15 protein-coding genes, 2 tRNA genes, 1 rRNA gene and 1 pseudogene are annotated in these 13,511 nt (G+C 42.4%); 3 read left to right on the top strand and 16 right to left on the bottom strand.

Going from position 1 to position 13,511, the window contains the following annotated elements; all coding sequences use genetic code 11:
* Window positions 1-53: 53 nt before the first annotated feature.
* The 4 genes and pseudogenes from LWH95_RS07340 to groES all read right to left on the bottom strand — a co-directional run bounded on the left by LWH95_RS07340 (window position 54) and on the right by groES (window position 3,730).
* The gene (locus LWH95_RS07340; protein WP_232919348.1) at window positions 54-677 is read right to left on the bottom strand and encodes an alpha/beta hydrolase family protein; all 624 of its coding nucleotides are present in this window, start codon (window positions 675-677) and stop codon (window positions 54-56) included.
* A gap of 210 nt (window positions 678-887) precedes the next feature.
* Window positions 888-1,171, bottom strand: a pseudogene (locus LWH95_RS07335) (hypothetical protein); the annotation flags it as partial.
* A 593-nt stretch (window positions 1,172-1,764) separates the two neighbouring features.
* The gene (gene groL / locus LWH95_RS07330; protein WP_004397771.1) at window positions 1,765-3,399 is read right to left on the bottom strand and encodes a chaperonin GroEL; all 1,635 of its coding nucleotides are present in this window, start codon (window positions 3,397-3,399) and stop codon (window positions 1,765-1,767) included.
* Between the two features lie 46 nt (window positions 3,400-3,445).
* Window positions 3,446-3,730: a co-chaperone GroES gene (gene groES / locus LWH95_RS07325; RefSeq protein ID WP_003155970.1), complete on the bottom strand. Its 285-nt coding sequence runs from the start codon at window positions 3,728-3,730 to the stop codon at window positions 3,446-3,448.
* Window positions 3,731-3,968: 238 nt separating this feature from the next.
* Here groES and LWH95_RS07320 point away from each other — a divergent pair, with 238 nt between their 5' ends.
* Complete coding sequence (locus LWH95_RS07320) at window positions 3,969-4,703, top strand: CPBP family intramembrane glutamic endopeptidase (RefSeq protein WP_061186112.1); 735 nt, start codon at window positions 3,969-3,971, stop codon at window positions 4,701-4,703.
* Window positions 4,700-4,891 (top strand): YdiK family protein, encoded by a 192-nt coding sequence (locus LWH95_RS07315; RefSeq protein WP_003225680.1) that lies wholly within the window; start codon window positions 4,700-4,702, stop codon window positions 4,889-4,891. The genes LWH95_RS07320 and LWH95_RS07315 overlap by 4 nt, the downstream gene beginning before the upstream one ends.
* A gap of 36 nt (window positions 4,892-4,927) precedes the next feature.
* Here the strand turns inward: LWH95_RS07315 and tatC are convergent, their stop codons facing one another.
* From tatC to moaC, 4 genes are read right to left on the bottom strand one after another with little or no spacing between them, the layout of a single operon-like run.
* Window positions 4,928-5,692, bottom strand: a complete 765-nt coding sequence (tatC, locus tag LWH95_RS07310; RefSeq protein WP_225516257.1) for a twin-arginine translocase subunit TatC — start codon at window positions 5,690-5,692, stop codon at window positions 4,928-4,930.
* 6 nt (window positions 5,693-5,698) lie between these two features.
* Entirely contained in the window at window positions 5,699-5,872 is a 174-nt protein-coding gene (gene tatAY / locus LWH95_RS07305; protein WP_003225684.1) for a sec-independent protein translocase protein TatAY, read from the bottom strand.
* A 21-nt stretch (window positions 5,873-5,893) separates the two neighbouring features.
* Window positions 5,894-6,541, bottom strand: coding sequence for a redox-sensing transcriptional repressor Rex (locus LWH95_RS07300; RefSeq protein ID WP_003225686.1), 648 nt, complete (start codon window positions 6,539-6,541; stop codon window positions 5,894-5,896).
* Complete coding sequence (gene moaC / locus LWH95_RS07295) at window positions 6,538-7,050, bottom strand: cyclic pyranopterin monophosphate synthase MoaC (RefSeq protein ID WP_003243499.1); 513 nt, start codon at window positions 7,048-7,050, stop codon at window positions 6,538-6,540. The genes LWH95_RS07300 and moaC overlap by 4 nt, the downstream gene beginning before the upstream one ends.
* Before the next feature lie 125 nt (window positions 7,051-7,175).
* On the opposite strand from moaC, the gene LWH95_RS07290 reads away from it, so the two are divergent.
* The gene (locus LWH95_RS07290) at window positions 7,176-9,104 is read left to right on the top strand and encodes an ABC-F family ATP-binding cassette domain-containing protein (RefSeq protein WP_232919239.1); all 1,929 of its coding nucleotides are present in this window, start codon (window positions 7,176-7,178) and stop codon (window positions 9,102-9,104) included.
* A 226-nt stretch (window positions 9,105-9,330) separates the two neighbouring features.
* Here the strand turns inward: LWH95_RS07290 and tsaD are convergent, their stop codons facing one another.
* From tsaD to rrf, 8 genes are all read right to left on the bottom strand, one after another.
* Window positions 9,331-10,371 (bottom strand): tRNA (adenosine(37)-N6)-threonylcarbamoyltransferase complex transferase subunit TsaD, encoded by a 1,041-nt coding sequence (tsaD, locus tag LWH95_RS07285; protein WP_060398050.1) that lies wholly within the window; start codon window positions 10,369-10,371, stop codon window positions 9,331-9,333.
* Window positions 10,364-10,819 (bottom strand): ribosomal protein S18-alanine N-acetyltransferase, encoded by a 456-nt coding sequence (gene rimI / locus LWH95_RS07280; protein ID WP_060398049.1) that lies wholly within the window; start codon window positions 10,817-10,819, stop codon window positions 10,364-10,366. The genes tsaD and rimI overlap by 8 nt, the downstream gene beginning before the upstream one ends.
* 9 nt (window positions 10,820-10,828) lie before the next feature.
* Window positions 10,829-11,518 (bottom strand): tRNA (adenosine(37)-N6)-threonylcarbamoyltransferase complex dimerization subunit type 1 TsaB, encoded by a 690-nt coding sequence (gene tsaB, locus LWH95_RS07275; protein ID WP_004397834.1) that lies wholly within the window; start codon window positions 11,516-11,518, stop codon window positions 10,829-10,831.
* Window positions 11,499-11,975, bottom strand: coding sequence for a tRNA (adenosine(37)-N6)-threonylcarbamoyltransferase complex ATPase subunit type 1 TsaE (tsaE, locus tag LWH95_RS07270; protein WP_084994826.1), 477 nt, complete (start codon window positions 11,973-11,975; stop codon window positions 11,499-11,501). Before tsaE ends, tsaB begins: the two co-directional genes overlap by 20 nt.
* A gap of 14 nt (window positions 11,976-11,989) precedes the next feature.
* The gene (gene thiL / locus LWH95_RS07265; RefSeq protein ID WP_232919238.1) at window positions 11,990-12,967 is read right to left on the bottom strand and encodes a thiamine-phosphate kinase; all 978 of its coding nucleotides are present in this window, start codon (window positions 12,965-12,967) and stop codon (window positions 11,990-11,992) included.
* A gap of 179 nt (window positions 12,968-13,146) precedes the next feature.
* Window positions 13,147-13,223 (bottom strand) — tRNA-Asp (locus LWH95_RS07260).
* Window positions 13,224-13,285: 62 nt separating this feature from the next.
* A tRNA-Met gene (locus tag LWH95_RS07255) sits at window positions 13,286-13,362 on the bottom strand.
* 22 nt (window positions 13,363-13,384) lie between these two features.
* Window positions 13,385-13,500 (bottom strand): 5S ribosomal RNA (gene rrf, locus LWH95_RS07250).
* Between the last annotated feature and the right edge of the window lie 11 nt (window positions 13,501-13,511).

Below are 13,511 nucleotides of genomic sequence, written 5' to 3'. Positions count from 1 at the left end.
AAATAGGAAAGGCCAACTGAAGTTGCAGTTGGCCTTTGGTTTCTTATTAAGGTCTACAAATGTACTGAACCAGGTTTTCCCGTATGTATTCTTTCTCGTATAAAGGAAAGCGTATCATTTGCCAGCTTTTTGCGACAAACAACAATACCGGAATGACCACAATTGTAGACATATCTTGTGGGTTTCCCCCAGCTTTCCCATAAATAATCTGCATCTTTTAAGTCAATATACTGATCATGTTTAGCAGAAATCAGCAGAATGTTATCTTTATTAACTTTCGGCAAGGCTTGACTAGGATCTGTGATATTCCAATATTTTGTTAAATCTTCATAGGTCACACCATTTTGTTCTAATTCTTCTCTTATGAATTTACCTGGGATCGTGTTCCATATTGAATAAGAAAGGCGATTGGCATAAAAGATTGATACCACTACATCAATTTGGGATTCTAGGGTTGCAATTAGATTAGTAACCCATCCCCCTAAGCTTACTCCCACTATGATAACAGGGCCTTTTTTATTTGCTTTTATCCAGTGAATTAACGCTCGTAAATCTACAACGGCCTGTCTTGACGACTCAATTGTACGATCAATATTTGCACTAATCATTAACTCGCCACTATACAGTGAATTTTCCGGTTCTCTTTCAAAATGGTATGGAAGAGAATAATAGTACATGTTCCAGCCTAAATCGTTTATTATACGATTATGAAATATTTTTTTGATCCTATTGTACGAATCCATGCGCCAACCGTGTACAAAGATGACATTGGGTTGATCTATATCATTTTTATTTAAAAAAACCTCCCCTTTTAAAGTATCATTAACAAGATTCCCAGTTTGAATTAAGGATTCATAACTAAATGTTCCAACCCTATAATTTTTTTTAGATTCATTCAAATCAATTGAAACATCAGCAATATTTGCACTGTAAAATTCCTCACTATCAACTACATCGGCTTTACAAGCAGCAGAAAAATGTTTATCTTTGCTTCTTTTTCTGTGTAAATCATATAAAGCCAAACGATCTATCATTTCTGAAAAATGCACTATTAAGTCCTCCTTGATAATATCAGAGTTGATAATTGGGTTGCCTGTCTCTATAGAGTTGGGACGGATTTTATCAAGAATCTAACTCCATCGACAGTGAATTATTGGGGATCGGATGTCATTATTCTGTCGCTTTACCATAAAAGACGAGTTTCCTTATTGCAAGGAAAACATTGTCTTTTAGTAGATAAAAAAAGCAGCACAAATAGACATTTTAACAGGATTTCTCTTTGACAGTACTTTCCTAGGGGAAACCGTCTAAGAGTGTTGGTGGCACTATTATTTAGATAACTGGTCTTTTTTTGTCGTATGAGAGTATACCAATATGGTCGTCTGCAATAGAGAGAGAAGTAACATAGGTTGGGACGAATAATTTTCATACCTTTTTTGTCTCATAACAGAAACGTAGTTTACTGAAGTAACAGTAAGCCGTTTGTCAAAGAAGACGTAAGCAGGAACCTGAGCCGGTAGAATTTTGTATTTTGGTCAATTGAATAGTTCATATCGGGATTACCTACCATTTATCAAAACTATTAAAAATCGATATAGAACAGTGCTGAAAAAATCAAACTACAAAAGACAGAAAAAAAGAAGCCTCTCACAAGTTCGGTGAACTCATGAGAAGCTTCGAAAATTTATAAATGGCATCAAAAGGGCATCAAAAATGACGTCCGTTGCCGACAAACCCTTAGAAATCAAGGTTTTTTTGTCGGTTTTACATCATACCACCCATACCGCCCATGCCGCCCATATCAGGCATTCCTGCGCCGCCAGCGTTTTCTTCTGGCTTGTCAGCGACAACGGCTTCTGTTGTTAAGAACATTGCAGCTACAGACGCAGCGTTTTGAAGAGCTGAGCGTGTAACTTTAGTTGGGTCAACGATACCTTTTTCGATCATGTTTACCCATTCGCCAGTTGCAGCGTTGAAGCCTACGCCGATTTCTTCGTTTTTGAGGCGCTCAACGATGACAGATCCTTCAAGACCCGCATTGTGTGCGATTTGACGGATTGGCTCTTCAAGTGCGCGAAGCACGATGTTGATACCTGTTTGAGCATCGCCTTCAGCTTCAACTGCAGCCACTTTGTTATATACGTTTACAAGTGCTGTACCACCACCGGATACGATGCCTTCTTCAACAGCTGCGCGAGTTGAGTTCAGGGCGTCTTCGATGCGAAGTTTACGCTCTTTCAGCTCAGTTTCAGTCGCAGCGCCGACTTTGATGACAGCTACGCCGCCAGCAAGTTTCGCAAGACGCTCTTGTAATTTTTCTCTATCGAATTCAGAAGTTGTTTCTTCCACTTGAGCGCGGATTTGAGTTACGCGGGCAGAAATTTTGTCTGTTTCGCCAGCGCCTTCAACGATTGTTGTGTTTTCTTTTGTAACGACAACTTTAGAAGCGCGTCCCAATTGAGCAATTTGAGTAGATTTCAGGTCAAGGCCAAGATCTTCTGTGATGACTTCTCCGCCAGTAAGGACAGCGATGTCTTCAAGCATTGCTTTACGGCGGTCACCGAAGCCAGGAGCTTTAACAGCAACTGCATTGAATGTGCCGCGAAGTTTGTTCACAACAAGTGTTGCAAGTGCTTCGCCTTCAACATCCTCAGCGATCAGAAGCAATGGTTTGCCTTGCTGAACAACCTGCTCAAGCACAGGAAGGATTTCTTGAATGTTTGTGATTTTTTTGTCTGTGATTAAGATGTAAGGATTGTCAAGAACCGCTTCCATCTTATCAGAGTCAGTTACCATGTAAGGAGATGCATATCCGCGGTCGAATTGCATACCTTCAACAACTTCAAGCTCAGTTGTGAAGCCTTTAGACTCTTCGATTGTGATAACGCCGTCGTTTCCTACACGCTCCATTGCTTCAGCGATAAGGCTTCCGACTTCCTCATCAGCAGCAGAGATCGCAGCAACCTGAGCGATAGACTCTTTGCCTTCGATCGGCTTAGAAATTTCTTTTAAGTTTTCGATCGCAACCGCTACAGCTTTTTCCATACCTTTACGCACGCCTACAGGGTTAGCGCCTGCTGTTACGTTTTTAAGACCTTCACGGATCATAGCTTGCGCAAGAACTGTGGCAGTTGTTGTACCGTCACCGGCAACGTCGTTTGTTTTGCTGGCTACTTCAGCAACAAGCTTAGCACCCATGTTTTCAAACGCGTCTTCAAGTTCGATTTCTTTAGCGATTGTTACACCGTCATTTGTGATTAACGGAGAACCGAATTTTTTCTCTAGAACCACGTTGCGTCCTTTTGGTCCTAAAGTTACTTTTACAGCATCAGCAAGTGCATCGACACCGCGAAGCATTGCGCGGCGAGCTTCTTCACTAAACTTAATTTCTTTTGCCATGTTTACAAGACCTCCTCAAATGTTTTAAGTATTGTTTATTTAAGAATTAGCCGATAACAGCTAAAATGTCGCTTTCACGTAAGATTAAGTATTCAGTACCTTCGTATTTCACTTCAGTACCTGCGTATTTTGAGAAGATAATGCGGTCGCCCTCTTTTACTTCTAAAGCAACGCGCTCTCCGCTTTCTAACACGCGACCTGAACCAGCTGCCACGATTTTGCCTTCTTGCGGTTTTTCTTTTGCAGAATCCGGCAACACAATTCCGCTGGCAGTTTTTTCTTCAGATTCTACGAGTTCAATGACAACGCGATCACCTAATGGCTTTAACAATGTAATAACCTCCTCAATAGTATGAATATGTAATTTTAGCACTCGACACTAAAGAGTGCTAACACAATTCTTATAATAAAGAATCTCCCTTCCAATTTCAAGTGATAAGATAAAAATTTTTTCACGCTTACATGATTCTTTTCAGCTCCCTTTTTCCTTAGCTTTTTCACCCCCGTTCCGATTATGTTACAATAGCTGTAGATGAACGAAACCCATTTAACAAAGGAGTACATACCATTTGAGAAAACAGTATTGGTTTATTATTTTGACATATATCATCATGCAGTTTTCCGCATTAATCGGGATTCCCTTGTTATTTAAATTCGGTTATGCCGGAGGACAGCCTACAAAGGAGAATATGCTGCACGCACAAGGATTATGGTCCGTTATCAGCTTTATCGCCTGTCTCGTTGTCGTTCTGCTCATTCTGAGAACTGTTCCGAAAACAACGCTGCGAAACGGCCGGAAAGACTCCGTCGGACTTTCTATCCTTTGGGCGATAGCCGGTTTTTTCATTGCCCTCTTCTCTCAAGGAATAGCAGGCTCTATTGAATATTATGTATTTGGCATCGGAAGAGAATCAGAAAATACACAAGCTATTCTGGATGTCATTCAGGCAGTCCCGCTCATGATTATGGTTTCTTCTGTCGTCGGGCCTATATTAGAAGAAATCATCTTCAGAAAAATCATTTTCGGCACACTGTACGAAAAAACGAATTTCTTCTTTGCCGGACTGATCAGCTCGGTTATTTTCGGTATTGTTCACGCTGATTTAAAGCATCTTCTTCTTTATACAGCAATGGGCTTTACCTTTGCCTTCTTGTATGCGAGAACAAAACGGATATGGGTGCCGATATTCGCCCATGTCATGATGAATACATTTGTCGTCATCATGCAGCTTGAGCCTGTTCAGAAGTACCTTGAACAGCAGAGCACACAAATGCAATTGATTATTGGAGGATTATTTTTATGAGAAACCCGGTAGTTTGGGGAATGATCTATTTTGCCGTAGGGTGCATCTTTACTTATCTTGCCGCAAGCTCACCAGGCAGCATGTGGTCATTTTACTCCATTCTGCTGATGGTGTTCGCCGCTTACAACATCAGCATTTCTTTTAAGATGTTCGCCTTTTCTTTTAAAATCAAAAAGAACCAGAAATAAAGAAAATCCATTTCTCAATGAGAAATGGATTTTTTATTATTGCCCGGGAGACACGTCCTGATCGGCAGCACTGCTTTTCTGCGCTTTCCGATAAGCGGCCTTCGATATAAGAATACTGATTTCATATAAAATCAAAAGCGGGACAGTGACCATCATATGAGACAAAAGCTCAGGCGGAGTAATCAGGGCAGCGATCACCAGCAGCGTAAAATACGCATACTTTCTGATTTTCGCTAAGAACATCGGTGTCACAATTCCAAGCCTGGTCAAAAACATGAGGATGACTGGCATTTGGAACAACAGTCCAAACGGAATCGTCAGCTGCAGGAGAAAATGAAAATACTCATTAATTCCAATCACCTGATTGACATTCAAGTCCTGAGAAATCCGCTTCATAAAATCAACAACAAAAGGAAATAAAATATAATATGAAAAAGATAAGCCCGCTAAAAACAGCAAAATAGAGATCGGAATGTAGCTGAGCGTTACTTTGCGCTCTTTCTCATAGAGGCCTGGGCTCACAAAAGCCCAAAGCTGATAAAGAATAACCGGCGAAGTCAGGACAATGCCGATGATAAACGCAAACTGCATAAACACATAAAGCGGGTCTGTCAGATTAAACGCGTTAAGCGTAAGCTGCTTCGCTTCATCTGTTTCTTGCAGATATACAATAATCGGCTTCGCTAAAAAAAATCCCGCGATAAAGAAAACGACAAACGCCAGCGCCACAATCAGCAACCGTTTTCGAAGCTCAGCAATATGCTCCAGCAGCGACATTTGATTCACTTTCATTCGTGTCATCCTAACTTACTGATCTTCTTTCTTTTTTTCCTCGTCATCACTCGTTAATCCTTTAGTAGCGTTTTTAAATTCACGAAGTGTGTCTCCCGCAGCTTTCCCCAACTCAGGCAGCTTTTTGGGACCGAAGATAATCAGAGCAACGATTGCGATAACAGCAAGGCTTCCAGGACCGATCGGCATATTTGGGCTCCTCCTTTCCCTCTATTCGATTTCCTCTAAAACTGAATAATGCTTCAAGAAATAAACCAGTGACTGAAGCTCTACAGCTAAATCTATATGATGAATTCGAATGTGTTCCGGCACATTCAAACGGGCCGGCGTAAAATTAAGAATTCCCTTGATTCCTAACGCGACCAATCTGTCTGTAATGGATTGAGCGGCAACTGCTGGCACTGTAAGAATGGCAACTGATTCATTTTTCACGTGTTGTTCAAGGTCATCAAGGTTATAGACAGGCACGCCGCCTACCTCAGTTCCTATTTTACTCTCATTTATATCAAAAGCCATAGAAATTTTTGTGTTATTATTTTTTGTGAAATTATAGTGAAGAAATGCTGTTCCCAAGTTCCCGACACCAATCAAGATAACGTCTGTCATCTCATCCTGATCAAGCGTTTTTCGGAAAAATGACAGCAAATAATCCACATTATATCCATATCCTTTTTTGCCAAGAGCTCCAAAATAGGAAAAATCCCTGCGAATCGTGGCAGAATCAACCTTTACGGCATCACTGAGTTCAGCGGATGATACACGCTGCTTTCCTGATGCATGCAGATTCTTTAAAAAGCGATAGTAAAGCGGCAGCCGTTTTGCCGTCGCCTGCGGAATTTTTGATTGATCCTTATTCATTTTTGGTCCTCCAAATTATACTCGGATAGTTCTCTTTTAAAGTCACCGTTTTTCCCGCCTGTCTTCTCCAGCAAGAAAGTAGGGCCGATGACCATTCCCTTATCAAGGGCCTTGCACATATCGTAAACGGTAAGAGCGCACACCGATGCAGAAGTGAGCGCTTCCATTTCCACACCTGTACTCCCTTTCGTTTTGACCTGTGCTTTTATATGAAGTATAACTTCTGCTTCTTTTATTTTCCAGTCAAACGATATATCTACCCCGCTCAGTGAAAGCGGATGGCACATCGGAATGATATTGGACGTTTGCTTTGCGGCCATAATGCCTGCCACCTGCGCAACAGCCAGTACATCTCCTTTGCCGATATCATGACTTTGTATTTTCTCGTACACTTCATTCTTCATGTGTACGCTTGAAACAGCTGCCGCAGTACGGACAGTCGAAGATTTTTCGCTGATGTCCACCATCTGGGCTCTGCCCTGTTCATTAAAATGAGAAAATCCATTCATATTAAAACTCTCCTTAAACAGATCATACACTATTTTCTTCTCTATGTCTTATTCGGCCAATGTATTGTTTGCTGACTTCTGGTTCATAAGCTACACTTAACTTATTATAGCAGAGGTGAAATAATATGATGATCTTACAAGTTAATCAGCTGTCCAAATCGTTTGGCGCTGATACTATTTTAAACAATATAAAGCTGGAAGTCAGAAATCGTGATCGCATTGCCATTGTAGGAAGAAATGGCGCGGGAAAATCCACGCTGCTTAAAATTATCGCAGGCCAGCTTTCGTATGAAAAGGGCGAAATCATTAAACCAAAAGATATTACAATGGGATATCTTGCCCAGCATACGGGCTTGGATTCTAAGCTTACCATAAAAGAAGAGCTGCTGACTGTTTTTGACCACTTAAAAGCAATGGAAAAGGAAATGCGGGCTATCGAAGAAAAAATGGCGGCAGCTGATCCCGGTGAATTGGAAAGCATCATGAAAGCCTATGACCGGCTTCAGCAGGAATTCAGAGATAAAGGCGGCTATCAATATGAAGCAGATGTCAGATCTGTGCTGCATGGTCTCGGCTTCAGCCATTTTGACGATTCAACACAGGTGCAAAGCCTCAGCGGAGGTCAGAAAACAAGGCTGGCCCTTGGTAAGCTTCTGTTAACACAGCCTGATTTGCTCATTCTCGATGAGCCGACAAACCATCTCGATATTGATACGCTAACCTGGCTTGAACATTATTTGCAGGGCTATTCAGGCGCCATTCTGATCGTTTCGCATGACCGCTACTTTTTGGACAAAGTGGTAAACCAAGTATACGAGGTATCAAGAGCTGAAAGCAAAAAGTATCACGGCAACTACAGCGCTTATCTTGACCAAAAAGCCGCGCAGTATGAGAAAGATATTAAAATGTATGAAAAGCAGCAGGATGAAATTGCAAAGCTTCAGGACTTCGTAGACCGAAATCTGGCGAGAGCTTCTACCACAAAAAGAGCACAAAGCCGCCGAAAGCAACTGGAGCGAATGGAAGTCATGTCAAAACCGCTCGGCGATGAAAAATCCGCAAACTTTCATTTTGATATTACAAAACAGAGCGGAAACGAAGTCCTGCGCGTTCAGGATCTCACAATCAGCTATGAAAACCAGCCGCCGCTTTTAACAGAAGTGTCGTTCATGCTCACAAGAGGAGAAAGCGCCGCGCTTGTCGGCCCTAACGGAATCGGTAAATCAACATTGCTGAAAACATTAATGGACACCCTAAAGCCAGATCATGGAACAATCTCATACGGCTCGAATGTCAGTGTCGGCTACTATGATCAGGAGCAGGCTGAACTGACTTCCTCTAAACGCGTCCTTGATGAGCTGTGGGATGAGTACCCTGGTCTTCCGGAGAAAGAAATCCGAACTTGTCTCGGCAATTTCTTATTCTCCGGAGATGATGTGCTGAAACCCGTCCATTCATTGAGCGGAGGCGAAAAAGCAAGGTTGGCTCTTGCTAAGCTGATGCTTCAAAAAGCTAATTTTCTCATCCTTGATGAACCGACGAACCACCTGGACTTAGACAGCAAAGAAGTTCTCGAAAACGCGCTGATTGATTATCCAGGCACACTGTTATTTGTCTCACATGACAGATATTTTATTAACAGAATTGCCACAAGAGTATTGGAGCTTTCCCCAAACCATATAGAGGAGTATCTGGGAGATTACGATTATTATACCGAGAAAAAATCAGAGCAGCTTGAATTGGAGAAAATGAATCAGCAAGAGGAAACCGAAAAAACTCCTGCTGAGGTAAAGTCCGACTCCAAACGTTCATATGAAGAAGAAAAAGAATGGAAAAAGAAAGAGCGCCAACGGCTCCGTCGGATTGAAGAAATTGAAACCGCTGTTCAAGCCATTGAAGAAAACATAAGTCACAATGATGAATTGCTTTGTGATCCTGAAGTCTATCAAGACCATGAAAAGGTACAAGCGATCCATGCAGACAACGAGAAGCTTAATCAGGAGCTGGAAACTCTTTTGTCTGAATGGGAAGAACTATCCACAGAAGAAGCTTAAAAAAAGTCAAGCACCTCTTTTTAGAGGTGCTTTTTATCCACAGAAAATAACCTTACAAGCAAACGAAGTAAGCGCTTTATACACATTACCCACAAAATATTCTGAATTTATCCACTTTATTAACAGTGTCTTCAGCCCTTTATCCATCGATATCTTCATAATTACTAACAGATATGTGGATAAATTGAGAATTATCTGTTAATAACAGATAAAAAGTCTCACGCCATTATGTCGTGAGACTTTGATAAGAAGTCAATTCAAGGCCAGGCTGGCCATTCATATCATATGCACCGCGAATGCCCTTCTCAAAAGCAATTGTACCAGCCGCAGCAATCATTGCAGCATTATCCGTACATAACGCTAACGGAGGAATGACGAGCTTAATCCCTTCATGCTGGGCAAATTCCTTTTCTAATGCGGCTCTGAGGCCTCTGTTTGCAGCTACCCCTCCGGCTAAAAGGACCTGTTTGACACCATATTCCTTTGCCGCACGCGCCGTTTTTGTCACCAAGACATCTATCACGCTATTTTGGAAACTGGCAGACAAATCTTCCGGAGCAATCTCTTGTCCTTTTTGAGACGCATTATGAAGCGTATTGATCACCGCAGACTTCAACCCGCTGAAGCTGAAATTGTAAGAGCCTTCTTCGAGCCATGCGCGAGGAAGCGGAATATTGTCATTCCCTTTTTCAGCAAGCTTGTCAATTTGCGGTCCTCCCGGATACGGCAGTCCCATCGTTCGCGCCACTTTGTCGTAAGCTTCTCCTGCTGCATCATCGAGAGTTTCCCCAATAACTTCAAATGATCCGTGTTCCTTCATATAAACTAATTCCGTATGGCCCCCTGAAACGACCAATGCCAGTGCCGGGAACACAATCTCTTCTACAAGACGGTTCGCGTATATATGACCGGCTATATGATGGACGCCAACTAACGGAATGTTATGCGCAAAGCTCAATGCTTTAGCAGCGTTCACTCCGATAAGAAGCGCTCCCACCAGTCCCGGACCTTCAGTTACGGCAATCGCATCAATATCACTATACGTCATACCGGCTTTACGAAAAGCTTCTTCTATGACCAAAGTGATTTGCTCAACATGATGTCTTGAAGCAATTTCCGGAACAACGCCTCCGAAGCGCTTATGGCTTTCAATTTGTGAGGCCACTACGTTCGAAATGACTTCTTTTCCGTTTTTTACGATAGCTGCCGCTGTCTCATCACAGCTTGTTTCAATTCCTAATACGTAAATCTCTTTTTGCTCACTCATTTATCGTCACCCACATAATTAACGCATCTTCCCCGTTATCAGTATAATAGTTCTTTCTTATTCCGCCGGGCTGCATCCCGAACTTCTTATATAAGCCTTGAGCAGGATGATTAGAAACCCTCACTTCAAGCGAAAGCCGTCTCGCGTCTTTTTCTTTGCACAGTTCAATCGCTGAGCGAAAAAGCGTTTCTCCTAAAGACTGGCCGCGATACTCCGGTTTTATCGCTATATTTGTAATTTGGGCGTCGTCCATCACGATCCAAATCCCGCAATACCCAGCAACATGGCCGTCCTTTTCAACCACAAGATAATGAGCATACGGATTTTCCATCAGCTCATGATAAAACGAATCCTTCGTCCAAGGAGACGTAAAAGAGGATGTTTCGATTTCGTAAACATGATCAATATCATCAAGCTGCATGTTTCTGACCGCTGCTTTTGTTTTCATCCTATCACCCTACTTTTGACTTTCAATCCATTTCGCTTCAGCTTCTGCCAGCCGCAAGTACTCCGGGACAAGCCCGTGAACATCAGCTGCTTCTTTTTCCGCCCCTAAAAAAGCCAATTCTGATGGACGCGGGTTATGCTGAGCAGCAGCTCCAATGATCCCTTTTGTCCCAAGCACATCCTCTATCAACTGCTTGTGAATAGAAGTATCATGACCTAAAAACAAAACTGGGCGATCCTTTTCTTTTAGCATCTCCAGCCACTCGGCTAACATCACATTTTGATCAGCAACAACTTGCTCCAAAAGCCCGTTTTTGTATTCATACAGACCTGTATACACCTGTCCCCGTCTTGCATCAAAGATAGGACTGATCAGACCGTCAAAATGCCGTCCATTTGCCGCTAGCGCTTCAAGGCTTGATACAGCAGCAATCGGAATATGTAAAGACCAGGCAAGTGTTTTGGCAAGCGTCACACCTATTCTTACTCCTGTGTATGAACCGGGGCCTTTGGCAACGACAATTTTAGAAAGATCCTGCGGTGTCATATCACAATCATTCAGCAATGAATGAACAGCAGGCATCGCTCTTACAGAGTGGTTCTTTTTCAAATATGTAATGTGTTCTGCTATGACGGTGTCTCCTCGAAGCAGCGCAATGCCCAACGTATAATTTGATGTGTCAATCGCTAATATTGTCATGTCTACTTATCTCCTCACAAAGCATTTCATACCGATTCCCGACAGCAGTAAAGGTCATTTCCCGCTCATCATCACCAGCTCTTTTAATGACAATTTGCAGTCGCTCCTGCGGCAGCTGTTCTTCAATTAAATGGGCCCATTCAACAAGACAGACACCTTGTCCGTGAAAATATTCATCAAGCCCCAAATCTTCACTTTCGTCTTCCATTCTATACACATCCATATGATAAAGAGGAAGTGTACCATCGTTATATTCTTTTATAATTGTAAAAGTCGGACTGTTTACAACACGTGTAATTCCAAGTCCTTCCGCAAAACCTTTCGTAAAAGTCGTTTTTCCGGCTCCTAAATCGCCCTCTAATGTCAGGACGTCTCCCGGTTTAGCAAACGCTGCAGTCAGCTTAGCAATCGCCTTTGTTTCTTCAGGATTTACAGTTCTCCACTTTAATTGCTTCACACGAGTCACCTGTCTTATTTAAAATGATTATATCCTTTTTTCTCTAAGGTCATTGTTGTTTTATATGTTTTTAGGATCACATTGGATTCTGTTTTTTCTCTGACATGGCCAATCTTTGCAATCGGCAGTTGACATGTTTCGCACTCCTGCTTCAACACTTCCCATTCCTCCTTTGAAACCGTCCCTGTCAGCTCAAAATCCTCACCGCCAAACAAAGCCCATTCTTTCCAGTTAGGATGAAGCTTGGGCAAATCTGAATGGACTGGAAGCATGCTTTCATCAATTTCAATTGAAACACAGCTGGCTTCTGCAAGTTCATTCAGTTCACTAGCTAATCCGTCACTGATATCATTCAAAGCTACCCGCTTAAAACTCGAGCATAATCTGCCGACGCTTACTCTTGGCTGAGGCCTTTTATGCCTGTTGATAAAGTAAGCCGTGTCTATAGCTGAGTTTTGAGGAGTAGTCTCATCTAATAATAAAGAAAGTCCTGCTGCAGATGAACCGATTTCACCGGTTACAAACACAATATCATTCGGTCTTGCCAAGCTGCGCAAACAGGCCCGTCCCTTTTCAACTTCACCGATTACAGTGACTGTAACGACTAATTTGTCAGAGGTAGAGACTGTATCACCGCCAATCAGATCCATATGATATAGTTTCGCCAGTTCATTCATTCCTTCATACATCGCCTTGATTTCAGATTCCGTCCATTTTGAAGGTACCGCAAGTGATACCAAATAAAATTTTGGAATACCTCCCATCGCGGCAATATCACTTATATTAACAGCTAACGCTTTATACCCGATATCTTCAGGTGAGGAATAGTGTAATTTAAAATGCACATCTTCTACCATAGTATCAACACAAACAATTTCCTGAACACCGTGTTTCGCAGTGTAGAGCGCTGCATCATCACCAATTCCTACATCAACGGAAGAATGGTGAATGGTCCGCGGAGTAATGCTATGTATCAAATCAAATTCATCCATGAACCAACCCCCCCTTTCAACCTGCTTATGCCTATATGTGCTCTTCCTAGTGTATCGAATTTTGCTGGAATATCCAAGATGTTGCCCATATAAAGAAAGCTTGGCTATGACACCAAGCAGAAGATACAGTAAAAGAAAACACAAAAAAAACGAAAACATGATCGTTTCGTTTACAATAATGGCGGTCCGGACGGGACTCGAACCCGCGACCTCCTGCGTGACAGGCAGGCATTCTAACCAACTGAACTACCGGACCATATTTGTATAAAATGATTTTGGTTGCACCCTTCGGGCACTCCTTATTTCATTTATATATTTTGGTTGCGGGGGCAGGATTTGAACCTGCGACCTTCGGGTTATGAGCCCGACGAGCTACCGAACTGCTCCACCCCGCGATGATAATAATTTAAGATAAAAGCTTGGCGGCGTCCTACTCTCACAGGGGGAAACCCCCGACTACCATCGGCGCTGAAGAGCTTAACTTCCGTGTTCGGTATGGGAACGGGTGTGACCTCTTCGCTATCGCCACCAAACAAATTGAGAG

Source organism: Bacillus sp. G16 (assembly GCF_021282335.1).
In the GTDB taxonomy this organism is placed as follows: domain Bacteria; phylum Bacillota; class Bacilli; order Bacillales; family Bacillaceae; genus Bacillus; species Bacillus inaquosorum.
Note: the sequence above shows the minus strand (reverse complement) of the source record. Positions and strands in the feature narration are given on the sequence as shown.